The organism is Halobacteria archaeon AArc-dxtr1, assembly GCA_025517425.1.
Taxonomy (GTDB): Archaea; Halobacteriota; Halobacteria; order Halobacteriales; family Natrialbaceae; genus Halostagnicola.
The window spans coordinates 313,730-336,494 of sequence record JAOPJY010000002.1 but is presented as its reverse complement, the minus strand read 5'-3'; the positions used below and the strand labels follow the sequence as shown (position 1 = coordinate 336,494).

The window sequence follows — 22,765 nt, the reverse complement described above, 5'->3', positions numbered from 1 at the left end:
CACTGCTCTCGACTCACTGCTCTCGATTCACCGCTCGCGCTCGACGACGAACTCCGCTAACTCGAGCAGATACGCCTTCGCCTCCGGATCGGTGACCTCGATCGTCTCTAAGGCGGCGATCGCCTCGTCTGCCTGTGCTTGGGCGCGTTCGTTTGCCTCCGCGGGCGTCAGATCGGTCACCTGGACCAGTGAGGGGCGCTCTAAGGCCGCGTCGTGGCCTGCCGGTTTCCCGAGATCTTCGGCGCTTGCCGTCGCGTCTAAGACGTCGTCGCGGATCTGGAAGGCGACGCCGACCCGCTCGGCGTAATCGCCAAGCGCTTCGACGGTGAACGGATCCGAGTCCGCGGCGATCGCGCCGAGTTCCGCTGCAGCGCGAAACAGCGCGCCGGTTTTACGCCGGGCTAAGGTCATGTACTCGGCCTCGTCTGTCGGCTTCGCCGCGAGCTCGGTCGCCTCGCCGACGCCGAGTTCGACCATTGCCTCCGCGACGACCTGTGTGGCCCGCGGATCGGCCGAAAAGAGCGCGAACGCCTCCCCCAGGAGGCCGTCGCTGGCGATGATCGCCGGCCCGTGGCCGAACTCGGCCCACGCGCTCTGGGTTCCCCGGCGGCGATCGGAGCGATCGATGATGTCGTCGATCACGAGCGAGGCGGCGTGGACGAGTTCGATCCCGACGCCGAAATCGACGGCGTCTGGGGCCTCACCGCCGACGGTCTCGCAGGCCAGCAGCGTCACCAACGGTCGCACTCGCTTCCCGCCCGAGAGGGCGACGTGGCGGAGTTCGGCGCTGAGTTGCTCGGGCTCGACGTCGTCGACGACCGCGACGAGTCGCTCCTCGATCAGCGCCCGTCGGCGCTCGAGAAGTTCCATTAGCCCCGCTTAGCAGGGGGCGAAAAAGTAGGTGACGATCCGTCCACTGGAGACCGGCCGATCTCGTCCCGTTCGGGAGCCAGTTCGCGTTTGGCGTCCGCCAAATTGACGTGGGGGTTTACGGTCTCCACCCCGCAACCGACGGCGTGAGAAGCCGATGACCGAACCCGTCGACGCGAGACACCGATGACCGCCATCCCGCCGTGGATCGACTCCCGCCTCGATCCCGACCGCAAGAAGAAACTGACCCAGCGCCACGTCGTCGAGACGATGCTCGACGCCGAGCGCCCGCTGTTCTCGGCCGAGCAGATTCGGGCCCGCGTCCGCCCCGACGTGAGCAAGGAGACGGTTCGGCTTCGACTCACCGAACTGCGCGAAATCGACGTCGTCGCCGCCGAAACGTATCCGGAGTCGATCACCCTCTACTACGTAAACCACCCCGAGTCGAACTGGCCGCTCTCGCCGGAGGGGAAGGCGGCGCTCGAACACGAAACGCCCCTCGAGAGCCTCTCGCTTGCCGATTTCGTCCGCCTGCGTAATCCGGCCGGCATCAGAACGCTGGTGCTCGCGGGCTTTCAGCTTACTCTGGTGTTGTTCGTCGTGGGCATCCCCGCGGCGATCTTCCTTGCGGATCCCATCGTCCAGAGTGACAACGGCTACTGGGCGGCCGCGGGCAACCTCTTCGTCGTCTGTTTCGTCCTGCTGGCCGCCGAGCGAGTTGCGCGCAGGCTTCGCGAGAGAGACTCGGTGCCGTTTCGGTCGCAATCTGGCACTGCCGCGTCGAAGTAATGCACTGTAACTGAACCCAATCCACGATCTCACCCATGGCAACTGACTCCGACACCACGCACGCGACCGCATCGACGACCGAACCGGGACCGGACCTCCTCACGGAGCGCACGCTGTCGGGGATCTTCGTCCACCTCCTCGGGCTGGCGACGGCGTTCGTCCTTCCGGCGGTCGTCTATTTGGCCGCAAGCCGCGACTTTACTCAGAAAAATGCGCGCAACGCCCTCAACTGGCAGGCGTGCTATTTCGGCGCGATGGTCGCGCTCCTCTCGACGTTCGGCGTGGCGGTCCTGCTCGATTCGCTTCTCCCGGAGACGACCGTCACCTCTCTCCTGCTGATCGCGGTGTTGCTCGCGTTCGTCGCCGGAGTCGCCCTTTTCAGCGTCGCGCTCTTTCTCAACCTCGCGTTCGCACTCGTCGCGACTGGGAAGGCGATCTTTGGCAGCGCCTGGGAGTACCCGATCGCACCGGATCTGGTCGGCCGGCTGGAGGCGTCTCGGATCGGCTGGCCGACCTGGCGGACGTACATCGCAGCCTACGCCCTCGGTACGCCGGTCGTCCTGGGCTCCGTCCTCGCCACTGGCGTCTACGGGATTTTCGATACCGGCTGGAACGTGTTCTTGCTGGCTGTACTCCTGACCGTACTGGTGACTGCGTCGTGTTTCGTCCCCGTTGCGGTGTTTCGTGACGCGTCCGAACTCGCCCACCGCGGGGCCGCTCAGCGGCCAAACTGGCGACTGTACGTCGCCGTCCCGATCGGTGTTGCCGTCGCCGCCTTCTTCGTAGCTGATCGCTACGTCGGCTCTGTGAATCCGGGCGGGGACGCCGTCTACGCCTTCCTCGTCGCGCTCTGGGCGGTGGCCGTCGTCTATCTCGACCGCCGTCGGCGTCTCGTCGGCGCGTCCTGACTCGGGGACAGCGACCGCGGTAGCTCGCTCGCTACTGGACACCACCGCCCGTACGACGTGGCTACGAGACGGAAACGGTTTAACGACACCGCCGGTAGTACGACCATGGCAGACTGTCCGCTCGCCGACGACTGCCCGAGTTTCTCGGAACGGATCGCCGGAATGGGGTGTCAACACTACGGCGATCGCGGCGGCAAGGAGTGGTGTCAACACTACAACCAGCCGATCCAGGACTTGAAGACCCAGCCGGTCAAACCCGGCGAAGAAGTCGTCGTCGACGTCGTCGACATGCACGAGAGCGGCGCCGGCGTCGGGCGCACTGAGGACGGGTTCGTCGTCATGGTCGACGGCATCCTTCCCGAAGCGCGCGCTCGCGTCGAGATCACCCGCGTCCACAGCAACCACGCCCGTGCCGAGGAACTCGAGCGACTCCCGCTCGATCCCGACGAGGACGAGGCGGACGAGGCGGACGAGGCGGACGAGGCCGACGCCGACGAGGGCGACGGCGAGGAGTCGGCCGACGACGAAACGGAGGCCGACTCGGAGACGTCCCAGAGACCGAGTCGCGAGCGACTCGGCAGCCGCGAGAACTTCTGGGGCTCCTGATCGGCTGCTGATCGAGTGGACAGTCCGCAGTCGACACTGTGGACGCTTTTAGTGGTTCCGCCCCTACGACCGCGTATGAACGTTCGAGCACGGCGCGAGCCGGCGACACAGCACCTCTCTACCCGTGTGGAACCTCCGTCGACTGGGGTGGTTCCGTGATCGACGACGCCGAGTCGCTACTGGCTGAGATCGGCTTCGATGCCGACGCGAGCGTGCTCACCCACCGACAGGCCCAGGTACTCGTCCTCCGCGAACGCGACGTTCCGCAGGCCGAGATCGCCGACGCGCTTGGCACCTCGCGGGCGAACGTCTCCTCGATCGAGTCGAGTGCCAGAGAGAACGTCCGACGGGCCCGCGAGACGGTCGCGTTCGCCGAGGCGTTACACGCTCCAGTTCGGGTCCACGTCTCTGCCGGAACGGATCTCTACGACGTCCCGAGACTCGTCTACGACGCCTGTGACGAGGCCGATATCCAGGTCGACGCGACCGCTCCCGAGTTGATGAAGACGATAAGCGACGCGGCCGGAACCGCGGTGAACCGTCGGCAGGTCGCCACGCCGCTGACGATCGGCGTCACCGCCGACGGACTAGTTCGCATCCGCCAGGCCGAGTGAGCGTGATCGAAAGCGATCTCGCCCGTGCCAGCCGACGCTCGCAGCCCGCTTCGACTTCCCGATCCCTTTGTAGCTCCCTCGCTATCGTGGGCGTATGAGCTTCGATCTCGACGAGACGGCGGCGCTGGTGACGGCTTCCTCCTCCGGACTCGGCCTCGCGAGTGCGATCGCGCTGGCGGAGTCGGGTGCGGACGTAGCGATCTGTGGGCGCGACGAGAGTCGACTCGGCAAAGCCCGCAAGCGCCTCGACGCGGCGGGCGAGGGCGACGTCCTCGCCGTCCCGACCGATCTGACCGATCCCGACGAGGTCACCGCCCTCGTCGAGACGACGGTCGAGCGCTTCGGCGGCATCGATCATCTTGTCACCTCGGCAGGCGGCCCGCCGGCGACGACATTCGACGAGACCGACGACGCCGACTGGTACGCGGCCTACGACCTGCTCGTGATGAGCGTCGTCTGGACGATCGAGGCGGCACGGCCCCACCTCGCGGCCTCCACGCACGGGTCGGTTACCTGTATCACGTCCCGGACGGTCCGGGAGCCCGTCGACGGCTTGTTGCTGTCGAACTCGGTGCGGCGGGCCGTCGTCGGCCTCGTGAAGTCGCTCTCGCGGGAGTTCGCGCCCGAGATTCGGGCCAACGCCGTGCTTCCCGGGACGATCGAGACCGCCCGCATCGAAGAACTCGTCGAATCGGGCGTCGACCGCGGCGAGTACGCCGACTACGAGGCGGGGCTCGCGGACCTTGCTGGAGACATCCCGATGGGGCGTCTCGGTGAGCCCCGCGAACTGGGCGACGTGGTCGCCTTCCTCGCGAGTCCGCAGGCGAGTTTCGTCACGGGCGCGGAGATCCCCGTCGACGGCGGCCAGCTGCGAGGCTGACGGCGGACGATTCGGGGTGGCGCCGAGAATCGTAACCCTCTCTTCTCGTCCGGTTCTCGCTCGTGTCGTGTACCGTTCGACGCAGCTCGCGGGCTACTTCGCGCTCCTCCTCACAGCCGGCGCGCTGCTCGTCGGCTCGGTGGTCGCCCCGGGACAGCCGTCGATCGGAGCGGTCGGACTCCTCTTCGGAACCGTGCTCGCCGGCGCCCTCGCTGGCGGGGTCGAGCGACGACGCTCATTCGACCAGTTCGACGCACCCGGATTCGAGCGCACGGACGCCGTCGACGCGCTCGCCGTCACGTTCGGCGCCGTCATCACCTACGTGTTGAGTGTCTCTGCGGGGCTCGGCCCGGTGCTCGCGTCGGCGCTGGTCGGTCTCGGCGCTGGTGTTGCCCTCCCGCGGGTCGCCGCGCCGATCTACTGCGGTTCGTTCGTCGGCATGGCCTCCCCGGCGGTCTTTGGGTCGATAGCGTACGTCGCGCTCGCTGGTCTGGTAGCCGGCGTCGGCTTCCTCGCGGCGACGGAGTCTTTCGGCGGCGTCGGTGGGAAGCTCGGGACGCTCGCCCTGTTTGGCTGTGCGACGACGGCTGCCCTCGTCGGACTCGACTACGCCGACGCGGGCGCTCCCCAGTGGGATCTCCTTTCTCTGGCCGTTCCCGTCGCGGTCGTCGGGGCCGTCGCGACGGTTCTCCTGAGCGTCCGTCTCGAACTCGGCGCGGTCGTCGGCTCCGGGCTGGTCGGTGTCGTGGCCGGCGCCGCATTCCCTCTTCTCGCGGGAGAACTCGGAGCGACGATGGCCGCCGTCGCGTTCTGTGCCTCATTCGTCGGGATGTCGAGCCCGGAGCGGCTCCCAGGCGCGGTCGGCGTCGCGGCTGCCGGTGGACTGTCTGGAGTCGTCTTCCTCGCGGTCACACCTGCCTTCGAGGGTGCCGGCGGCAAGCTCGGAACCGTTGCGTTCGTCTCCTGTATCGCGCTCATCGGCGCGATCGAGCTGCGAGATGCCGTCGCCACCCGTCTCCCGTAGTCAGTCAGCCGCGATCTCACAGGTCCCCTCGTAGGTGCCCTCCTCGACCGACTCGATCTCTGGATCGTCCCCACAGACCGGACAGGCCGGATTCCGTCGAACCTCGATCTCGTCGAACTGCATCCCCATCGCGTCGTAGGTCAGGATGCGCCCCTCGAGCAGTTCTCCCTGATCGAGCAGGTACTTGACGACCTCCGTCGCCTGGATGCAGCCGACGGTTCCCGGGAGGACACCGAGCACACCGGTGGTGGCACAGTCGGGGACCGTGCCGGGTTCTGGCGCCTCGGGGAAGACACAGCGGTAACACGGTGATTCGACGGCATTGCGCTCGTTCGTGAACGTCGTCACCTGTCCCTCGAACCGGTAGATCGCACCGTGGGAGAGCGCGGTTCCGGTGAGCGCACAGTAATCGTTCAGCAGGTACCGCGTCGCGAAGTTGTCGGTCGCATCGAGGACGACGTCGTAGCTCGCCGCAAGCTCGTCGACTGTCTCGGCGGTGAGCCGCGTCTCGTGTGTCTCGACGGTCACGTCGGGGTTCAACTCGGCGACGAAGTCGGCGGCGCTGTCGACTTTGGGACGGCCGACGTCGGCGTCGCCGTGGATCACCTGGCGCTGTAGATTGGAGCGCTCGACCTCGTCGTCGTCGACGATGCTGAGCCGGCCGACGCCCGCCGCGGCGAGGTACTGGATCGCCGGCGAGCCTAGGCCGCCGGCGCCGACGACGAGCGCTGAGCCCTCGAGCAGGCGCTGTTGCCCCTCGGGGCCGACCTCGTCCATAATCACGTGCCGGGAGTAGCGATCGAGCTGGGTCGCGTCGAGGCGGAGATCGCTCATGACCCGTCGTTGGTGCGAGAGCGAGAAAAGCGCGCGGGTCAAAACGGTCCAGTGAGCGCAGATTTCCGAGGAGTTGTTGCTCGCTTGCTCCGCGACCGTTCGGTCGGGATTGGGCTACAGCTCTTCCGGGAGGATCCGATATCGCTGTGAGCCGCCGTATCCGCGGGACCACGTCTCCAAGTACGGTCTGCTCTCACAGAACATCCCGAACAGCCTCGGCGAGAACTGGTCGTCGATGTCGGCTTCGACTTCCCTGTAGAGCTCTCGCGATTTGAGGTACGGCCCACGAGTGGGGTGGTCGAGGTACGACTGCTCTAGGTGGCGCCTGACGACCTCGTCGGTTGCGTCGAGGTCGAACCCGCGTAGGATCTCTGGAACGTCACACATTCGTTGTAATCCAACTGCACCTTTCTTGTCGGTCGGTTCCCCACGGACGCGGCTCCGGGGACCCTTACGGGAGGTTGAGAACGAGGATAAAGCCGGCAGCGAGCACTAATCCGATCCAGACGAAGAACACAGTGGCTGTCTGTGCTCCAGTTATCGGCTCACCGGCGAGGCATTTGGAGACCCTCATCGTCGATACGGAGGGATCGAGTATCGATTGAGCCCTGGGTCCGTTCCCATCGTTCAGGAATAACCCATTCGTTGTATATATTGCTGCACCCCCGGAATGGGGGTCGTATTCTCCGGTAGTTGTCGTCTCGTACTGGGGGGAGACGGTCTCTGTGGCGAGCCCAGAGTGCGGTTCGAATACGACGGAATTCCTGAATCCGGCAGTATGACACCGAACCGCATGATTTAATAGTGTGGTGTGACATACCATGACTATGGCATCCGCACCCGACGATGCCGGTGACGACGTGTTCGACCAATTCCTCTCGGATCGCGGCCACGCGACCGAGGACGTAGGCTGGAAGCACGACTACAACAAGAAACAGTGTCCGGAGTGTAGCGGACTCCACGATACGTCCGCCCGGAGCTGTACCGTCTGCGGGTGGGAGCCCTATCAGTAGCCCGACCGTTGCCCAATTTCGGTTCGAACGGTCGACAGGATTATAGTCTCGTCTTCCAACCAGTTTCCTAGAGTACATATGCCCAAGTGTCAGAACTGCAGTGCGTTCGTGACGGATGCGTACGCTCGCGTGTTTACGCCGCCGGGAGTCGACGATCCACGGGTCTGTCCGCAGTGTACCGACAAGATTCGCGACGGTGCGGACGTTCGTGCGGCGCGCTCACCGCGTAACCCGTAGTCGGGTCGTTCCACCTGGCTCTTCGCCCGCCCCTGGCTCGCCCGCTTCCCGACGCACCGAACACCGAAGCGTCCGTCTGCGGTCGTGAGACGTCCTCTCCCTGTCGACAATCCACGTGACTTATGGGTCTCGCGCTCCTGTCACGGTACAATGGCTCCCACGGAGACGAAGGTGACGCGGCTGTTCGGTGGTCCCGGTAGCGGGAAGACGACAGCCCTTCTCGATCACGTCGAAGATATTCTCGATGACGACGACGTTTCGTTTCGCGACATTTTGGTCGTTTCGTACACCCGCGCTGCCGCACAAGAGGTCCGCGAACGCTTAGCTGAGCGTCTAGACGAGAATCCCCGAGCGCTACAGGGGAACGTCTGTACGATGCACGCGAAAGCCTACGAGCTACTCGATCTCTCTCGCGGTGACGTCATCGGCGAATCTGACAAAGAGGAGTTCTGTGACGACTACGGCATCGAGTACGAAGACGAGTACTCGGGTGCCGGCCGACGAACCGCTCGCTCGACGACCATCGGGAACAAGGTCATCGCGACCAGTCAGTGGCTCCAGCGCACTGGCCGCGAGGTAGGAGACTGGTACGACGTCCCCTTCCAGTGGAACGTCGAGGAGGTTCGCCTCCCCCCCGAGATCGACCCCAACGCCCAGGAGGGCAACAAGTACACGCCGACCTGGCCGGCCGACGACGACCGGATCGACGTCCCCGAGGCGATTCGTGCCTGGCGCACCTACAAGGGCGACCAGGGCAAGATCGGCTTCGCGGACATGTTAGAGCGGGTGAAACAGCGCTCGCTCGTCCCGAACGTCGACTACCTCGTCATCGACGAGTTCCAGGACATCACGACCTTACAGTACGACGTCTATCAGGAGTGGAAACCCCACGTCGAGCAGGTGCTGATCGCCGGCGACGACGACCAGGTCGTCTACTCTTGGCAGGGCGCCGATCCCGCCTTGCTACTCGAAGAGGAGGTCGACGAGGACGTCATCCTCCCGAACTCCTACCGACTGCCCTCGAACGTCCTGAACGCGGTCAACCAGGAGATTCGCCACATCGACCAGCGCCAGGATAAGGACCTGAACCCGCGCAAGGAGGGCGGTTCCGTGGATGCACGAGCCAACGCCTCCATGCTCGACGTCGTCCGGATGGTTCGCCAGACGCTCGTCGAGGGCGACGGGACTGTCATGGTCCTCTTCCGAGCGCGCTACCAGATGTTCCAGTTCATCGACGAGTTCATCACCGAGGGCGTCCCCTTCACCTCCCTGACCGACCAGCGTCTCTGGACCGACCGACTCACCCAGTACGTCCGCGCCGTCGAGCGAGTCGACGCCGGCGAGGACGTCGACGGGCTTCAGGCCCGACGACTCGCGGACATGCTCCAGGACTCTGCCTTTGGTACCAACGACCGGGACGCGCTGTTCGACGAGATCGACGACCGAGAAGAGGAAGCCGGCGTCGACGATCTGGAGGAGTTGGCCATTCCGGCCGATGTCATCCGGGACCACGCGCCGTTCATGCCCGGGCCGGCATCCGCCTCCGATATGCTGCGGAAGGTGACGAACTTCCAGAAGAAGTCCGTCAAAGCCTACTTCGCGATCGGCTCCTACCAGGGGATGGACACCGACCGCGTCCGCGTCGGCACGATCCACTCCGCGAAGGGTCGTGAGGCCGACCACGTCATCATCGGCACCGACCTCACCGAGAAGGTCGTCGAGCAGATGGTCGCCACACTCGAGGGACGCTCGGCCGACGACGAGCCCGTCGAGGTCGACGAACACGGCGATCCGATCGACACGCAGCCCCTTACGGACATCCCCGGCTGCGAGGAGTTCACCAAGACCACCTCGCCGGTACCGATCCTGACAGACAACGAGCGCCGCGTCTTCTACGTCGGCATGTCCCGGGCTCGCGAGCGCCTGACGATCTTAGAGAACTTGGTCGACGGCGCCCCGACGCTGCCGGTCGACGTCTTGCTCCACAACCGTCTCACCGACGACAGTCTGGAGGAGCTGATCGAGGACGCCCAGCAGCCGGCCGCTTCCGACGAACCCGAGGCTGGGCCAGACGCCGAGCCGGAAGTCGAAGCGCCGTGACCGAGCGGGCGACCGACGCGCTCGCGGCGGAACTGGCCGACCGAGATGCCGACGCCGTCGTTCACGTGGGTCGGCGCTGGGAGCCGACGATTCAACACTGTCTGGCACTCGTCGGAGCTGAGTCGACCGTAGATCCCGACGATCCGCTGGCTTCGACCCGAGACACCCCGCACATCCATGCCGTCGCGTTCGACGGCGACCGGTGGTACCACCGCGTCAACCGACCGACCGACGCTGCCCACCCAGCCGAGGCGCTGGCCGACGAATTGGTCGCAGCGGGGCGTGAGGAGCTGGTGCTCGTCCCGGCCGCGGTGCCCCACGACGCCGCTCTCTACCTCGAGGCGGCTGGGATCGAGGTCGCTTCGACCGACGCGTTTGCCGAGGCTCGGCGTGTGAAGTCCGCCCCAGAGCGCGAGCGCATCGAGCGCGCCCAGAACGCTGCCGGCGCCGGCCTCGAAGCCGTCGCCACTCTCCTCACACAGGTCGAGTCCGCGGGCGATCACGACGCCTCCCTGGAGGCCGGCGACGTCCTTTCCGATCAGGACGGTCCGGTTACCGCCGATCGGCTTCGGATCGCGGCAAACCGGGCAATCGTAGCCGCCGACGCCGAGCCCGCGGGAAACACGCGGATCGTCGGGCCGAAAAACGGCCCGATCCGGGCCGCCGATCCGGTCGTCGTCTCACTTGCCCCGCGCGAACCGGGCGGCTACCACGGGGGGCTCGTCAGGACGCTCGTCCCGGTCAGCGACGGCGGCGGCGAGCGCCGCGCCCACGTCGCGCTCACCCGGGCGTTTCGCTCCGCCCAGGTACTGCTGACCGCCGAACCCGCGACGGTCGCGGCCGTCGAGGCCGACCTCGAAGCCGAGATCCGGGCGTTCGGCTTCGCCGACGACGACGAGATTCGGACCCGAGTCCGTGGTGTCGGGAGAGAGCCCGAAGAGCGTCCACTGGCTCCCGGCGCGGAAATCGGTTCGGAGACGGTCGTGCGCGTCGCGGCCAGCGTTACGGTCGATGGCACGCCGGTCCAGCTCGCGGACGCACTCGTTCCGGGCGCCGAGGGCGACTGGCTCACAGCACCGCCGCGGGCGCTCGATCCTGGGGCGCTGCTTGAGTAACCTACTCCTCGCTCTCACTCGACTCAGTTTCCGGTGCTACTGATCCGACGACCCGCTTTGCTACCAGCGACGGCACGTCCGTTGGGAGCGTGAGAAATCGCTTCAGCGCGACAAGACCGATCGAGAGGCCGATCAGAGCGCCCCCGATTACGGGCTCTCCTCGAACGAGCAGAAACTCAAGGCCGGCCAGCGCGGCGGGGATCGCCAGAACGAGTACGCCGGCGAGCTTGATCGTGTCGATGATGCCAGCCATTGGGCTGGGGTTGGCGATACGGTCGCAAAAAACCGCCGGTGGCCCGCCGCGTTCGAGGTCGGCAGTTCCGTCCAGACTCCGACGAGAATCCCTGAGCACTGCAGGGCAACCGTCCGCCCTCGCTCGGACCCGCAACCGCTTTGGCCCGCCGCCGACACCCTCCGGTATGTTCACGGGAATCGTCGAGGAGACGGGGGAGATCCTCGCGCGGGAGGCGACCGACGACGGACTGCGACTGCGGATCGGCGCCGACGCGGTCGCGACAGATCTCGCCCACGGCCAGAGTGTAAGCGTCAGCGGCGTCTGTCTGACCGTCGAGCGGTTCGAGCCCGACGAGTGGTTCGCGGTGTTCCTCGCCGAAGAGACCGTCGAACGCACCTACCTCGACGAACTCGACGTTGGCGACGTAGTCAACCTCGAACGGGCGATGCCCGCCGACGGTCGGTTCGACGGCCACGTCGTCCAGGGCCACGTCGACGCGGTCGCGACCGTCGACGCGGTCGAGGCAGTCGGTGAGGACTGGTACTTCCGATTTTCTCTCCCCGAAGGCTACGAGCGCTACGTCGTAGAGAAGGGCTCGATCACGCTCGACGGGATCAGTCTCACCGTCGCGGAGAGCGGAGACGACGGTCGGGTGACCGTCGCAATCATCCCGACGACCTACGAGCTGACCTCACTTTCCGAAAAGCAGCCCGGCGACCCGGTCCACCTCGAGGTCGACGTCCTCGCGAAGTACGTCGAACGGCTGCTCGAAGCTGGCGTCGATCGCGGGCGGTGAGTTGAGCCGTCGTATTTTCGTAATCGATACGCTCCAGTGGGTTCGTGTGATCGATACGCTCACTTGATATCTGGTGAGTGATACTATCGATTGAACTGCACCGTTGCCCGCTCACACCGCCGTCACAGCGCTCGCTCACGGCTGTCGATCTCTCGTCTGTCTGTAGCCGGTGTGCTCTGTGCTGTTCCGGTTCGTTCACTATACTCTATTATCGATACTCGTTGTTCAAGCGCAACGTCTAAGTAGTGGTTGATAGTAAACCGATTCAAAGAAATGGTGGTCAAATGGCTGTAAACTCTACGAGGCATCACCCACATGTTGACGACAGTGGGCGCAGCATCGATCATACGTTCGTCCGTTCGGAGCCGGATCTCGAGTCCGTCGGCGCTCGAATTCGGTCGTTCATCGAGACGTCCGTCGTCGAGGCTGGAGCCAACGGCGTCGTCGTCCCGATGAGCGGCGGTATCGACTCGACGCTCACCACGATGCTGGCGGTCGACGCCCTCGGCAACGACCGTGTCGTCGGACTCGGCTTGCCGTGTACCAAGATGGATCGAATCCACCTCGCAGAGGCCCAGACGATCGCGGACGGGCTCGGCATCGACTACCGCGAGGTACATCTCGGGCCGGTGCTCGATGCCTTCGAGACCGTCTCCGGGGAGACGATCGGCGCCGAACATGACGTCACGGTGACCGGGAACGTGATCGCCCGCCTTCGCATGGTTGCGGCCTACGCCGCCGCCAATGCCGAGTCCCTGCTCGTCTGTGGGACCGCGAACCGCTCGGAACTCCTTCTCGGATACTTCACGAAGTACGGCGACGGCGGTGCCGATCTGTTCCCTCTGGGTGATCTCTACAAGACCGAGGTACGCGCACTTGCCGATCACGTCGGCGCTCCCCGTCGGATCATCGACAAGGAACCAACCGCAGGACTGCGAGCCGGACAGACCGATGCCGACGATCTCGGCGCACCCTACGACGTCCTCGATCCACTCCTGCAGCGTCTCGTCGACCGAAAACAGTGCGTTCTCGACGCTGCCAACGCCGAGGACGTCGATCTCGAGCGTGCCGAGCGCGTCGCCTCGATGGTCTCGGAAAGCCAGCACAAGCGAGCCGTACCGGCAACCCCCGGACTTCCGCCTGGAGCCTGTGAGCAGCGACCCGACGGTGGCTCCGATCGAGCCGGGTCGGCGAAGCCGACGGAGCGTGGTGGGAAATGACCCGGAGATTTCCATCGTCTCGAGACCGGCCGACGGCCGACTATGGGACGATGCAAGCGGTCCACCGTGTCTCCTCGGAGCCGCTTCCGACGCTGCCGGTCGCCGCCGTCTGGGACCACGTCGACGGCGATCGCTGATCGCGACTGCGTGTCCGGTGTCGGCTCACGCGTTCGCCACGTGGAAATTCACCGGCGCGTCGGTGGATCGAACTCCGTCAACTCGGAGTCGAACGCGGTCTCGCCTGCGTCGTCTCGAACCGATCGGTAGGTCCGTCGGTACCGCGAGATCTTTCGGTAGAGGTAGTAGCCGACGATCAGGTTGAAGCCGACGATGAACGCGACGAACGCGACGTTGGGATCGAGCCCGGTTTCCGCGACGATCATCCCTGGAACGATTCCGACGGCCACGTTGTACGTCGCGTGAAAGAGCGCGGCGACGAGCAGCCCCTTTACCACCAGTGGGCCGGCGTACTTCGGGGTAAACTTCGCCAGCCCGAGGTAGTAGCCCGCGATTGCCGAGTAGAGGACGTGGCCCGGTCCGACGAGCGCCCGCGTCGTCGTGATCTCCGTGGCGGCGACGAACAGCCCCGTCTCCACGCCGACGTCGGCGAGATACCGTCCAATGTAGATCGCGTTCTCGATCGTGGCGAACCCGAGTCCGGCGACCGCCCCGTAGACCGCGCCGTCGATCACCGCGTCGAAGGTGTCACTCCGGTAGGCGTAGACCCGGACGGCGAGTAGCTTTACCGCCTCCTCGACGGGACCGACGATCAGGAAGAAAAAGAGGAGGCTGCCAAGTAGCGTCGTCCGCTGGAAAAACTGCCCCCCGATCGAGTTCAGAACTGCTGCGAACGTCGCGAACAGCACTGCGAGGATGAACGTCGCGACGAGTAGTCCGAGTGGCTCGTTCGTCGTAATATCGGCGTACCAGATGTAGGCCGCGAGCAGCCCTGCGGGGACGACCGAGAGGACGAAGAAGACGCTTACCAGTGGCACCTCCGCGACGATCAGCGCGGGCGTCACCAGCAGCGAGAGGGTGATTGCGAGCGCGACGAGGAGGACGATCGTTCCGGCACCGTAGCTCAACCCCGCGTAGATCCCGGTCGAGAGCCGGTCAAGTGACGACCGTGGTTCCCACGTCGAAACCTCATAGAGATCTGCATCGTCCTCGGCGGCGCGTTCGACCGGATCCCGCTCTGGTGGCATAGGAGTTCCTACGCGGGTGACACACCTAATAGTGACACCGTCATGGACAGTTCTCTCGGTGGCCGCCTCGCTCTCCTGGGGCCGGTCGCCGAGACACGACACAGACTAAGGGCGTCTGGCCCAACTACCGACCATGCACTTCGACCAGCGAACCCAGCAGGCGCTTCGTGATGTCGGCCTCGACACCGACGACCTGCGGGCGGCCTCCGAAACCGTCACCGCCGCGGTCGACGCCGACGCCGCGGCGCTCGAGGCGTTTTTCGAGGAGCACGACACCGTCTACTCTGACATGGAGATGGCCCACTCGGCCAGCGAGTTTCCCGAACACACGGTCGATCATCTCGACCTGACGACCCACGCCGACGAGATGCGTGGCTGGCTCCGATTCGACAGCTGGGGCGTCTACGTCGAGAACGGGCGAATTCTCGAGGGCGAGACCGACGCTGCGCCCCAGCCGAACTCGGAAACGGGCACCGTCCGGACCTGGACCGACGTCGCCTACGTCGAACTCTCCCTCGGGCCGACGATTCACGACCGCGTTCGCTTCGCGCCCGACCGCGAGACGCTGCAATGACCGAGGAGGCGACGGGCGAGCGTCCGGAGGCGGACGCCACGGGCGTCTCCCCGCATAGCGACGTCGACGCCGCCGTCCGCGTTCGCGGCATCTACACCACCGCCCTGACGCAGCTGCTGGGCGAAGCCGGCGCTGAGATCGTCCAGGCCTCCGACCCGATTCGCGAGCGCTTCGGCGAACCGTTCCCGGCCGCCCCCGCGGACGCTACCGCCGAGACGAGCCGCGACAGACAGGGTATCGGCCTCTCGGGCGATCCCGACGCTGTCGACGCCGTCGCGGCCGTCCTCGCCGACGTGGGGATCGACGCCCTTCGCTGGGACGCCCCGGCCCCACAGGACGCGGTCTACGACGCTGAGATCCTCGATGCGGGTGGCGGCAGCGGCGCGACGGTCGACCTCGGCGACGGTCGCCGGGGCTACCTCCGGTACGGCGACGTCGACGGCTACGTCGACGCCGGCAACCGGTACCGCGTACAGGTTCGGGAGCCGACGCCACCCTGGTCGGACGACGAGCCCCGCGTGGCGCCCGCCCTCGCGGTCGAGAACGGGCTTTGCGAGCTGTCGAGGGATAGAAGCGGCGTCTCGGCTGCCTTCTCGGGCGAGCGGGCGACCGAACTCGTCGGGATGACGGAGCTGCTCTCCTCAGACGTTCCCGACGGCTGGGGACTGCGCTGGCAGCGATCGGCAGCCGACGCGGATATCGAGGCGATGGGGGCAGCGCTAGAAGACGTCGCCGAGCGGGCCCGAGCGCTCGAGTCGGCGCTTGCGGACGGTGACGCCTCGAACGCGGACGCCGACACGTCGGACGACACCGTCGAGCTGGACGACCCCGACCCCGGCGAGCCCGCCGAACTGGCAGCGCCCGCCGCGACCGCCTGGATTTGGCTCGGTCGCGAGTCACGGTTTGCCCTGGACAAGTCCCGGCGGGCCGTCGAGACGACCATGCCCGGCCACCACCGGATCAAGGCCGCAGACCGGGCGGCGAGCGCCGCTGTCGACTTCGCCGAGGCGGTTCTGGGCGAGAGCGACGGCGCCGACTCGGCTGACGGCGATTCCACCGTCGAAGACGACGCGGCGGACTCCGACGACGCCTTCCCCTTCGCCGCCGTCTCCCGGCAGTTCGGCCCCGAGCGCGGCGACCGAATCGAACTTGGCCACGGCAAACCCGACGGCCGACTCATCTCGCTCGGACGCGGCGAAATCACCGAGTGGGACGCTGAGGGACGGATCACGGTCGAGCGCTCGATGCGCGGGGGTGGCACCTACGACGCTCTCGGCGAGCCGATCGAGGACGGCGACGTCGCCATCACCAAGCTCCGCGAGGGACGGTGGTGGTACCCCACGACCTACCGGAGCGCCGAGGGGACCTCGAAAGGGACGTACGTCAACGTCTGCACGCCCGTCGAACTGTTTCCCGACTGCGCGCGGTACGTCGACCTCCACGTCGACGTCATCCGCCGGGCCGACGGCTCGGTGGAAACCGTCGACGAGGCCGAACTCGCGGCCGCCGTCGAGGACGGCTCGGTTCCGGAACCGCTCGCGGAGAAGGCCCGAACGGTCGCTGCAGCCGTCGAGCGAGCGCTCTCGAAGTAGCGAGCTGAACGGCCGCCCGAGCTTACCGACCTGCTGGTGGCGATTTCTTCGTTGGGGGCTCCGTTGCTGGTGACCGTTCCGTTAGCGGCGACTGCTCTCCGGCGACCCGATCGTCGAACTGGATCCACAGGCACGCCACGACCAGGAGCCACATGCCGAGCGTCGGCAGCTGGACGAACGCAAAGGCGGCCTCCGCGGCTCCCATCGCGGCCGACTCGATTCCCGCCGGAAGCGGCGCGACGACCACCGCGACGGAGTCCGGTCCGGGACGAATGTACAGCAACAGCATTCCGGCCAGCAGCAGCCGTCGCACCCAGCCGGCGGGTAGGACGTACAGTAAGACGAGCAGCGGGTAGAGCAGCAGCGAGAAGTACAGCGCCTGCAGGGGCATCGCGAGCAAGAGTACGAGCAGCGTCCCGAGAATCGCCGCCAGCCGGCGCCGATCGGTGTCGATCCGGCGGTAGAGGACGGCGACGAGTGGCGCGAGGATCGTCAGCGTGAGCACCGTGACCAGCGACGAGGGAGCGCCGAGGGCCGAGACCTGTCGGCGGGCCGTGACCAGCGTCCGCTCGGGATCGGGCGTCCCCTCGAACGTCGCCCCCTCGGCCCGGCCCAGGAGAACCTCGCTAAAGTACTGCACTGTCAGCTCCGGCCCGAGCACGACGGCGCCGAGGGCGAGCCCGGCGAGCCCGGTCCCGATTGCCGCGGCGACGCCGCCCCAGGATCGCAGACGAAGGAGCCAGAGCCCGATCGCCGCCGGGAAGACTTTGATGAGCGCCGCCGCAGCGAAGGCGACGCCAGCGGCCCGTTCACGGCCGGTCTCGAGGGCGGTGAACCCGAGTGCGAGCGCGAACGCGAGCCACAGCGTCACCTGGCCCTGGACGATCTGGGTCGTGGCGTACACCGAGCCGACCGCGAAGCCGACCAGCAGCCACCGGTCGATGGCCGTCAGCGCGACGTCCCGGCGCTCGACGGCGCGTAGAACCAGGATTCCGAGACCGATCCCGGCCGTCACGTTGAGCAGGGTCTGCCCGGCGAGTGCGACCGTCTCGCCGCCGAGGACTGCGTAGGGAACGAACAGCCCGATCACGATCGGCGGATAGATGTAGTGGTAATCGGGCCGATCCGGCGGCGTCACCTCGTAGATGTTCTCGCCGTCGAGCAGTCCCTGGGCGGCGTGGACGTAGACGTCGCTTGCGACGCCGAGTTGGGCTGGATTCGTCAGCACCGTCTCGACGGCGTAGGCGAGGCCGGCGAGGATACCGAAGACGAGAACGGCGCGGACGCTCCACCGGGAGTCGCCTGCCGATTCGTGGGTCTGCACCGAGTGAGCGGTCGCGTCGCTCTCCATCCCGTCGGAATCATGTCCGGTTCCGCCGCCCGTCTGAGCTCCGCCGTCCGTTTCGGGTTCGCTGTCATCCGCCGGCCGGTCGGCCGGTTCGTCCGCTGTCACGGCTCCCGATTCGAAGGCGGGTGCGAAAGAAGTACTGAATGGCGGTCGGCCGACATTGGCCGGGCCACAACTCGCGACAATCACGCGGCTATACAATCCCCGAGCCCGATTCGTCGCGCATGGAACGCGCCGAATTCGTCTCGAGGCTCGACGCGGAGCTGCGAACCGACGACTACGCCGACGTAGACGCCAGCGAAAACGGCCTCCAGGTCGGTAGCGAGGACGGAACTGTCGAGCACGTGGCCTTCGCGGTCGACGGAGTCCGCGAGACGGTCGAGGGGGCGGTCGACGCCGGTGCGGACGCGCTCGTGGTCCACCACGGCCTCTCCTGGGGCGGCATCGACCGCGTTACGGGCCGGACCTACGACCGGATCGCGCCTCTGATCGAACACGATATCGCGCTGTACGTCTCGCACTTACCACTCGACGGCCACCAAGAACTCGGGAACGCGGCCGGGGTCGCGGACGTCCTCGAGCTCGCAGACTGTGAGCCATTCGGCGAACTCGGCCCGGAGCACATCGGTCAGCGCGGCGTCGCCGCCGACTCCTACAGTCCCGAATCGCTGCGTGAGCGCCTCGCAGCCGAGCTCGATACGGGCGGGCAGCCCGTTCAGATTCTCGAGTTCGGCCCCGACGAGATCGACGACGTCGCGATCGTCACGGGCAGCGGCGCCGACTGGCTCGACGAGGCCGTCGCGGCCGGCGCCGACGCGCTCGTCACGGGCGAGGGGAAGGGGAAACTCTACCACGAGGCCCGCGAGGCCGGCGTCAGCGTCGCGCTGGCGGGCCACTACGCGACCGAGACGTTCGGGGTTCGAGCACTGCAGGACCTCGTCGAGAGCTGGGGTCTCGAGACGACGTACCTCGACGTGCCGACCGGGCTGTAGGGTGGGTTCGGCGATCTCCGCTGGCGGATCGAGGCGGCGGTTCGGTACCGAACCGCGGCGTTCAAACCGCTGGCTCGCGGACGCAGACGCATGAGCGACGAGCACGAACACCACGAACCTGCCCGCGAGACGTTCTCCCACGACCCGATCGGTCACGCCGAGGCCCGCGCCGGCATGACCGTCGGCGAGCTCGCCGACGAGTACGGAAACGCCGGTATCGGCGCGGCCGATCTCCACGACGCCGTCGACGTGACGACCGAGATGTTCGACGACGACGTCACCCTCTTCTGTTCGCTGGCCGGCGCCATGGTCCCGACCGGAATGCGTCGCATCGTCGCCGACCTCATCCGGGACGGCTACATCGACGTTCTCGTGACGACCGGCGCGAACCTGACCCACGACTCGATCGAGGCAATCGGCGGCAAGCACCACCACGGCTCGGTCCACGCCGAGGGGAAGACGGAGCGCGAACACGACGAGACACTCCGCGAGGAGGGCGTCGACCGGATCTACAACGTCTACCTTCCCCAGGAGTTCTTCGCGACGTTCGAGAGCCACCTCCGCGAGGAGGTCTTTCCGGTGCTCGAGGAAGAAGCCGAGGCGGAGGGCTCGGTCTCCATCGAGCGTCTGACCCGCGAACTCGGCCGGGCGAACGCCGAGGTCAACGAGCGCGAGGGCGTCGCGGAAGGCCCCGGCGTCGCCGCCGCCGCCTACGAGCACGACGTCCCGATCTACTGTCCGGCGGTCCAGGACTCCGTCCTCGGCCTCCAGGCGTGGATGTACTCCCAGACCTCGGCGTTCACGCTCGACGCGCTCGCGGACATGACGGCGCTGACCGACATCGCCTTCGACGCCGAAGAGGCCGGCGCGCTCGTCGTCGGCGGTGGCGTCCCGAAGAACTTCACGCTCCAGACGATGCTCGTCACCCCCGACGCCTACGACTACGCCGTCCAGCTCACGATGGATCCGAAACAAACCGGTGGCCTCTCTGGGGCCACCTTGGACGAAGCCCGGTCGTGGGGCAAACTCGAGCGAGACGCCGAGAACGTCTCGGTCTACGGCGACGCGACCATCACGCTCCCGCTGGTCGTCGCCGCCGCCCGCGAGCGCATCGAGGACGCCTGATCGTCGACGCGCTCGCACTCTCAGTCGCGCTTCGGCGGCGCGTCCCACGTCTCCCCGTCGTCTTCGGGGACGTATCCGAGCGTCGCCCTCGCGTGTTCGAGATCGAACCAGCGGCGCTGGTTGCCGCTGACGCCGTAGAAGACGTCGAACTCGACGGTATCGTCCCGCAGGCACCGATCAACGAGCTGTGCAAAATCGCGCCGCGAGTGCCACGTGGCCTTCATTCGGGCTACCTGCCGATCGTAGGCGTCGCTTCCGCGGCTCCAGTCGCCGTCGTCGACGCCGCGTTCGGCGTCGCCGTAGGGGTGGTCGAACGCCGGATCCCGGACGCTGCCGATTCGAAGCGCGTAGAACCGGCGGGGGTAGTCGTCCGTCTCGACGGCGTACCGTCCGAGCGCCTCGCCGAAGCACTTCGAGACGCCGTAGTAGGAATCCGGCCGGACGGGCGCGGTTCGATCGAGCACGAGGCCGTACTCGGGTCGGTAGAGCGCCGGTGCGTGATCTCGCTCGTACCCGCCAACGACGTGGTTCGACGAGGCGAAGACGACGGTCTCAATCTCGGTGTCACGCGCGGCCTCTAAGACGTTCGCCGTCCCGACGATGTTTGGCTCTAGTACGTCCGAGAGCGTGCTGTCGACGTGGGGATACCCGGCGAGGTGAACCACGGCGTCCGCCCCCTCAAACGCAGCCTCCAGCGCCTCGACGTCGTCGGCGACATCGGCGACGACCGTGTCGTAGCCGCCGTAGGGATGGTCGTCGTCCGGGTCGATGCGATCGACGTAGGTGAACGCGTGGTCGTCACGCAGGTGGTCGATAAGCGCCGTCCCGCACCGTCCGTACGGGCCGGTGATGACCGTCTCCATCTGCGACCGTTCGCGCCGGCGCTCCTACTGTCTTCCGTCGACCGGATTTCCGGTCCCTCGCGTTCCGGGAACCCAAACCGTCTTTGGCGCGACTGCGTTACGGTCGAGTGGCCGATGACGATGGTACCCTTCGGAGCCGGTCTCGGCAACCGGCGCTGACGAACCCTATGAGTTCCGAGGCCACCGATTTACTGAAACACAGCCAGTGGTGTCTCCACCGGTGCCAGCCGACGGGCTGCAACCGATTGTTATCGGCCACATACGGTAGTCGGTGACGGCGTCACTCGAACCCTAACTAATACGCGTTGAACGGTATCGGTGCTGGAATGAGTGAGTGGCGAAGCTCAGATATGTTGTGGGGGCGCTCGTCAGCTGACACGCCAACCGTCCCCTTCCACTACGCGTTACTCGCCGTTCTTACCGTTCTCGTCGCTATCGCCCCCTCGACCTGGCTTCTCTCGACGGACCGTGGCTATCTGCTCTCGGGTGCGATGCTCGTCCTCATCGTCGTCTACGGCGTCGTCTTTACGAGCGTTTCACTCTCGACGAATCCCACGTTTGTCGCTCTCTTTGGCGGGTACTGGCTCTGGCTCGTCGCCCACTACTGGCGTTACGATCCACATCCCGAGTTACTCTCTCTGATCCTCAGTACGCCGGTCGCCGTGTTCGCGACCGTAGTCGTCTTACCGCGGTTCGTCGATGGGCGACGGCAGACGTTCGCGATGGGGCTGGCTCTGAGCAGCGCCGTCGTCGCCGTCATCGGAATCTGGATGCTCTTGGCAGCTGGGACGGCTGGTTCGGGAGTTTCCGACTTCGTCGGTGAGGACGTTATGGGACTGTACCCGATCCGAACCGTCTCGGTGTTCACGAATCCGAACCCCTACGGCTTCTTCATGATGGTGGGCTGTTTGGCTGCACTGTATACCGTCCTCGTCCGCGGGGGAGTCGGTTGGATCCTTGTCTTCGGACTCTGCCTGCTCGGGCTGGTGATGAGCGAGGGTGATGCCGCGCTCGTCGGTTTCAGTGTCGGTGCGGTTCTCGTCCTGTCGGGGCGACACCACTGGCTTTCGTATCTGGGTATCGGGTTCGGGATAGTCGCACTGTACGGGATGATCCGGGTCGGTCACGTCCCCGAGGTGATGCGGACGACGCTGATGAATCGCGTCGACCGATGGGTGCGATCACTGGACCTTCTCGCCGCCAATCCGCTGTGGGGTATCGGATTCGCCGAGGTCGGCTCAGAGATCGGAATCGGGCGGGAGTTCGGCCACTCCGAGCTGTTTCCACCGCTTAGCGCAGACACCGGAACCAGTAGCGGACCACACAGCTCCTACGTCTATCCACTTCTCAGTACGGGGCTACTCGGAGGGGTACTCTACCTCGGTTCGTTGGGGTACGCACTCGGTTGTGGGATCAGACGTCGCTGGACGTCGTGGCGTGCCTTCGTCGTCGGAACGGCCAGTGGAATCTACGTTTACATGATCTTCGAATCTCACTTCCTCGGTGGGTTGGGGGTCTCCTCGGTTGTCTTCGGGCTGTTCGTCGGCCTCATGTTGCTCCCTGACGCAGACGACTCGGATCCGAAGACGAACGCAGTTACGGCACGCGACGCGCTCGCAACCAGTCGGGCTGTACGCGCCGTCACGTGGATACGAACAAACTGGCGGGATCGGCTCGATTCGTTACCGCGTTCGTAGCGGGACGACTACTGATGTCTCGGTGCTGGAAAGCAGTTCGGTGGTGGGGAAAACACGTTGCGTTCGACCGCAACTGCCACGTCCTGTCCTCCCCATAAACTCCTCGAGTGAGACGGGCTTTTGTCCCT

Annotated in this window: 24 protein-coding genes; 17 read left to right on the top strand and 7 right to left on the bottom strand. The window is 66.2% G+C overall.

Annotated elements, in window-relative coordinates; all coding sequences use genetic code 11:
* Window positions 1-27: 27 nt before the first annotated feature.
* Window positions 28-870, bottom strand: a complete 843-nt coding sequence (locus tag OB905_10605) for a polyprenyl synthetase family protein (protein ID MCU4926432.1) — start codon at window positions 868-870, stop codon at window positions 28-30.
* A 186-nt stretch (window positions 871-1,056) separates the two neighbouring features.
* On the opposite strand from OB905_10605, the gene OB905_10600 reads away from it, so the two are divergent.
* The 6 genes from OB905_10600 to OB905_10575 all read left to right on the top strand — a co-directional run bounded on the left by OB905_10600 (window position 1,057) and on the right by OB905_10575 (window position 5,691).
* Window positions 1,057-1,659: a hypothetical protein gene (locus OB905_10600; GenBank protein MCU4926431.1), complete on the top strand. Its 603-nt coding sequence runs from the start codon at window positions 1,057-1,059 to the stop codon at window positions 1,657-1,659.
* A gap of 35 nt (window positions 1,660-1,694) precedes the next feature.
* Window positions 1,695-2,567 (top strand): DUF4870 domain-containing protein, encoded by an 873-nt coding sequence (locus OB905_10595; GenBank protein ID MCU4926430.1) that lies wholly within the window; start codon window positions 1,695-1,697, stop codon window positions 2,565-2,567.
* Between the two features lie 105 nt (window positions 2,568-2,672).
* Window positions 2,673-3,173: a TRAM domain-containing protein gene (locus OB905_10590; GenBank protein ID MCU4926429.1), complete on the top strand. Its 501-nt coding sequence runs from the start codon at window positions 2,673-2,675 to the stop codon at window positions 3,171-3,173.
* Between the two features lie 155 nt (window positions 3,174-3,328).
* Window positions 3,329-3,787, top strand: coding sequence for a Tfx family DNA-binding protein (locus OB905_10585; protein MCU4926428.1), 459 nt, complete (start codon window positions 3,329-3,331; stop codon window positions 3,785-3,787).
* A 94-nt stretch (window positions 3,788-3,881) separates the two neighbouring features.
* Window positions 3,882-4,667 (top strand): SDR family oxidoreductase, encoded by a 786-nt coding sequence (locus OB905_10580; GenBank protein MCU4926427.1) that lies wholly within the window; start codon window positions 3,882-3,884, stop codon window positions 4,665-4,667.
* A gap of 67 nt (window positions 4,668-4,734) precedes the next feature.
* Window positions 4,735-5,691 carry a hypothetical protein gene (locus OB905_10575; protein MCU4926426.1) on the top strand — a complete coding sequence of 319 codons (957 nt, stop codon included), beginning with the start codon at window positions 4,735-4,737 and terminating at the stop codon, window positions 5,689-5,691.
* On the opposite strand, the gene moeB is transcribed toward OB905_10575, so the two are convergent.
* Both moeB and OB905_10565 read right to left on the bottom strand, forming a co-directional pair.
* The gene (moeB, locus tag OB905_10570; GenBank protein MCU4926425.1) at window positions 5,692-6,525 is read right to left on the bottom strand and encodes a molybdopterin-synthase adenylyltransferase MoeB; all 834 of its coding nucleotides are present in this window, start codon (window positions 6,523-6,525) and stop codon (window positions 5,692-5,694) included.
* A gap of 114 nt (window positions 6,526-6,639) precedes the next feature.
* Window positions 6,640-6,912: a hypothetical protein gene (locus OB905_10565; GenBank protein MCU4926424.1), complete on the bottom strand. Its 273-nt coding sequence runs from the start codon at window positions 6,910-6,912 to the stop codon at window positions 6,640-6,642.
* 440 nt (window positions 6,913-7,352) lie between these two features.
* Between OB905_10565 and OB905_10560 the strand changes: the two genes are divergently transcribed.
* The 3 genes from OB905_10560 (at window position 7,353) to OB905_10550 (ending at window position 10,990) form a co-directional block, all read left to right on the top strand.
* Window positions 7,353-7,538, top strand: coding sequence for a hypothetical protein (locus tag OB905_10560; protein ID MCU4926423.1), 186 nt, complete (start codon window positions 7,353-7,355; stop codon window positions 7,536-7,538).
* A 387-nt stretch (window positions 7,539-7,925) separates the two neighbouring features.
* Window positions 7,926-9,875 carry an ATP-dependent helicase gene (locus OB905_10555; protein ID MCU4926422.1) on the top strand — a complete coding sequence of 650 codons (1,950 nt, stop codon included), beginning with the start codon at window positions 7,926-7,928 and terminating at the stop codon, window positions 9,873-9,875.
* Entirely contained in the window at window positions 9,872-10,990 is a 1,119-nt protein-coding gene (locus OB905_10550; protein ID MCU4926421.1) for a peptidase M24, read from the top strand. The genes OB905_10555 and OB905_10550 overlap by 4 nt, the downstream gene beginning before the upstream one ends.
* Window position 10,991: 1 nt before the next feature.
* On the opposite strand, the gene OB905_10545 is transcribed toward OB905_10550, so the two are convergent.
* Window positions 10,992-11,243 (bottom strand): hypothetical protein, encoded by a 252-nt coding sequence (locus OB905_10545; protein ID MCU4926420.1) that lies wholly within the window; start codon window positions 11,241-11,243, stop codon window positions 10,992-10,994.
* A gap of 166 nt (window positions 11,244-11,409) precedes the next feature.
* On the opposite strand from OB905_10545, the gene OB905_10540 reads away from it, so the two are divergent.
* The 3 genes from OB905_10540 (at window position 11,410) to OB905_10530 (ending at window position 13,378) form a co-directional block, all read left to right on the top strand.
* The gene (locus tag OB905_10540) at window positions 11,410-12,021 is read left to right on the top strand and encodes a riboflavin synthase (protein MCU4926419.1); all 612 of its coding nucleotides are present in this window, start codon (window positions 11,410-11,412) and stop codon (window positions 12,019-12,021) included.
* Window positions 12,022-12,305: 284 nt separating this feature from the next.
* A complete protein-coding gene (locus OB905_10535; GenBank protein MCU4926418.1) occupies window positions 12,306-13,241 on the top strand; it encodes an NAD+ synthase in 936 nt (311 codons plus the stop codon).
* Entirely contained in the window at window positions 13,238-13,378 is a 141-nt protein-coding gene (locus OB905_10530; GenBank protein ID MCU4926417.1) for a hypothetical protein, read from the top strand. The genes OB905_10535 and OB905_10530 overlap by 4 nt, the downstream gene beginning before the upstream one ends.
* Before the next feature lie 48 nt (window positions 13,379-13,426).
* Here the strand turns inward: OB905_10530 and OB905_10525 are convergent, their stop codons facing one another.
* The gene (locus tag OB905_10525; GenBank protein ID MCU4926416.1) at window positions 13,427-14,446 is read right to left on the bottom strand and encodes a PrsW family intramembrane metalloprotease; all 1,020 of its coding nucleotides are present in this window, start codon (window positions 14,444-14,446) and stop codon (window positions 13,427-13,429) included.
* A gap of 133 nt (window positions 14,447-14,579) precedes the next feature.
* On the opposite strand from OB905_10525, the gene OB905_10520 reads away from it, so the two are divergent.
* Both OB905_10520 and OB905_10515 read left to right on the top strand, forming a co-directional pair.
* Window positions 14,580-15,020 (top strand): hypothetical protein, encoded by a 441-nt coding sequence (locus OB905_10520; GenBank protein MCU4926415.1) that lies wholly within the window; start codon window positions 14,580-14,582, stop codon window positions 15,018-15,020.
* Window positions 15,017-16,612 (top strand): DUF402 domain-containing protein, encoded by a 1,596-nt coding sequence (locus OB905_10515; protein ID MCU4926414.1) that lies wholly within the window; start codon window positions 15,017-15,019, stop codon window positions 16,610-16,612. The genes OB905_10520 and OB905_10515 overlap by 4 nt, the downstream gene beginning before the upstream one ends.
* A gap of 22 nt (window positions 16,613-16,634) precedes the next feature.
* On the opposite strand, the gene OB905_10510 is transcribed toward OB905_10515, so the two are convergent.
* Window positions 16,635-18,065, bottom strand: a complete 1,431-nt coding sequence (locus tag OB905_10510) for a DUF2029 domain-containing protein (protein MCU4926413.1) — start codon at window positions 18,063-18,065, stop codon at window positions 16,635-16,637.
* A gap of 119 nt (window positions 18,066-18,184) precedes the next feature.
* Here OB905_10510 and OB905_10505 point away from each other — a divergent pair, with 119 nt between their 5' ends.
* On the top strand, window positions 18,185-18,952 hold the full coding sequence (locus tag OB905_10505; GenBank protein ID MCU4926412.1) for a Nif3-like dinuclear metal center hexameric protein: 768 nt from the start codon (window positions 18,185-18,187) through the stop codon (window positions 18,950-18,952).
* Between the two features lie 90 nt (window positions 18,953-19,042).
* Window positions 19,043-20,077, top strand: a complete 1,035-nt coding sequence (locus OB905_10500) for a deoxyhypusine synthase (protein ID MCU4926411.1) — start codon at window positions 19,043-19,045, stop codon at window positions 20,075-20,077.
* Window positions 20,078-20,097: 20 nt separating this feature from the next.
* Here OB905_10500 and OB905_10495 read toward each other — a convergent pair whose 3' ends face one another.
* Complete coding sequence (locus tag OB905_10495; GenBank protein ID MCU4926410.1) at window positions 20,098-20,940, bottom strand: NAD(P)-dependent oxidoreductase; 843 nt, start codon at window positions 20,938-20,940, stop codon at window positions 20,098-20,100.
* Between the two features lie 326 nt (window positions 20,941-21,266).
* Here OB905_10495 and OB905_10490 point away from each other — a divergent pair, with 326 nt between their 5' ends.
* On the top strand, window positions 21,267-22,637 hold the full coding sequence (locus OB905_10490; GenBank protein MCU4926409.1) for an O-antigen ligase domain-containing protein: 1,371 nt from the start codon (window positions 21,267-21,269) through the stop codon (window positions 22,635-22,637).
* Window positions 22,638-22,765: the final 128 nt, after the last annotated feature.

What these genes read in the sequence shown, in the direction of transcription:
- OB905_10525 (MCU4926416.1), bottom strand. Translation starts at nt 14,446, where the DNA reads ATGCCACCAGAGCGGGATCCGGTCGAACGCGCCGCCGAGGACGATGCA.
- OB905_10535 (MCU4926418.1), top strand. Translation starts at nt 12,306, where the DNA reads ATGGCTGTAAACTCTACGAGGCATCACCCACATGTTGACGACAGTGGG.
- OB905_10600 (MCU4926431.1), top strand. Translation starts at nt 1,057, where the DNA reads ATGACCGCCATCCCGCCGTGGATCGACTCCCGCCTCGATCCCGACCGC.
- OB905_10540 (MCU4926419.1), top strand. Translation starts at nt 11,410, where the DNA reads ATGTTCACGGGAATCGTCGAGGAGACGGGGGAGATCCTCGCGCGGGAG.
- OB905_10560 (MCU4926423.1), top strand. Translation starts at nt 7,353, where the DNA reads ATGGCATCCGCACCCGACGATGCCGGTGACGACGTGTTCGACCAATTC.
- moeB (MCU4926425.1), bottom strand. Translation starts at nt 6,525, where the DNA reads ATGAGCGATCTCCGCCTCGACGCGACCCAGCTCGATCGCTACTCCCGG.
- OB905_10590 (MCU4926429.1), top strand. Translation starts at nt 2,673, where the DNA reads ATGGCAGACTGTCCGCTCGCCGACGACTGCCCGAGTTTCTCGGAACGG.
- OB905_10530 (MCU4926417.1), top strand. Translation starts at nt 13,238, where the DNA reads ATGACCCGGAGATTTCCATCGTCTCGAGACCGGCCGACGGCCGACTAT.
- OB905_10515 (MCU4926414.1), top strand. Translation starts at nt 15,017, where the DNA reads ATGACCGAGGAGGCGACGGGCGAGCGTCCGGAGGCGGACGCCACGGGC.
- OB905_10490 (MCU4926409.1), top strand. Translation starts at nt 21,267, where the DNA reads ATGAGTGAGTGGCGAAGCTCAGATATGTTGTGGGGGCGCTCGTCAGCT.
- OB905_10545 (MCU4926420.1), bottom strand. Translation starts at nt 11,243, where the DNA reads ATGGCTGGCATCATCGACACGATCAAGCTCGCCGGCGTACTCGTTCTG.
- OB905_10500 (MCU4926411.1), top strand. Translation starts at nt 19,043, where the DNA reads ATGAGCGACGAGCACGAACACCACGAACCTGCCCGCGAGACGTTCTCC.
- OB905_10505 (MCU4926412.1), top strand. Translation starts at nt 18,185, where the DNA reads ATGGAACGCGCCGAATTCGTCTCGAGGCTCGACGCGGAGCTGCGAACC.
- OB905_10495 (MCU4926410.1), bottom strand. Translation starts at nt 20,940, where the DNA reads ATGGAGACGGTCATCACCGGCCCGTACGGACGGTGCGGGACGGCGCTT.
- OB905_10605 (MCU4926432.1), bottom strand. Translation starts at nt 870, where the DNA reads ATGGAACTTCTCGAGCGCCGACGGGCGCTGATCGAGGAGCGACTCGTC.
- OB905_10555 (MCU4926422.1), top strand. Translation starts at nt 7,926, where the DNA reads ATGGCTCCCACGGAGACGAAGGTGACGCGGCTGTTCGGTGGTCCCGGT.
- OB905_10565 (MCU4926424.1), bottom strand. Translation starts at nt 6,912, where the DNA reads ATGTGTGACGTTCCAGAGATCCTACGCGGGTTCGACCTCGACGCAACC.
- OB905_10595 (MCU4926430.1), top strand. Translation starts at nt 1,695, where the DNA reads ATGGCAACTGACTCCGACACCACGCACGCGACCGCATCGACGACCGAA.
- OB905_10580 (MCU4926427.1), top strand. Translation starts at nt 3,882, where the DNA reads ATGAGCTTCGATCTCGACGAGACGGCGGCGCTGGTGACGGCTTCCTCC.
- OB905_10520 (MCU4926415.1), top strand. Translation starts at nt 14,580, where the DNA reads ATGCACTTCGACCAGCGAACCCAGCAGGCGCTTCGTGATGTCGGCCTC.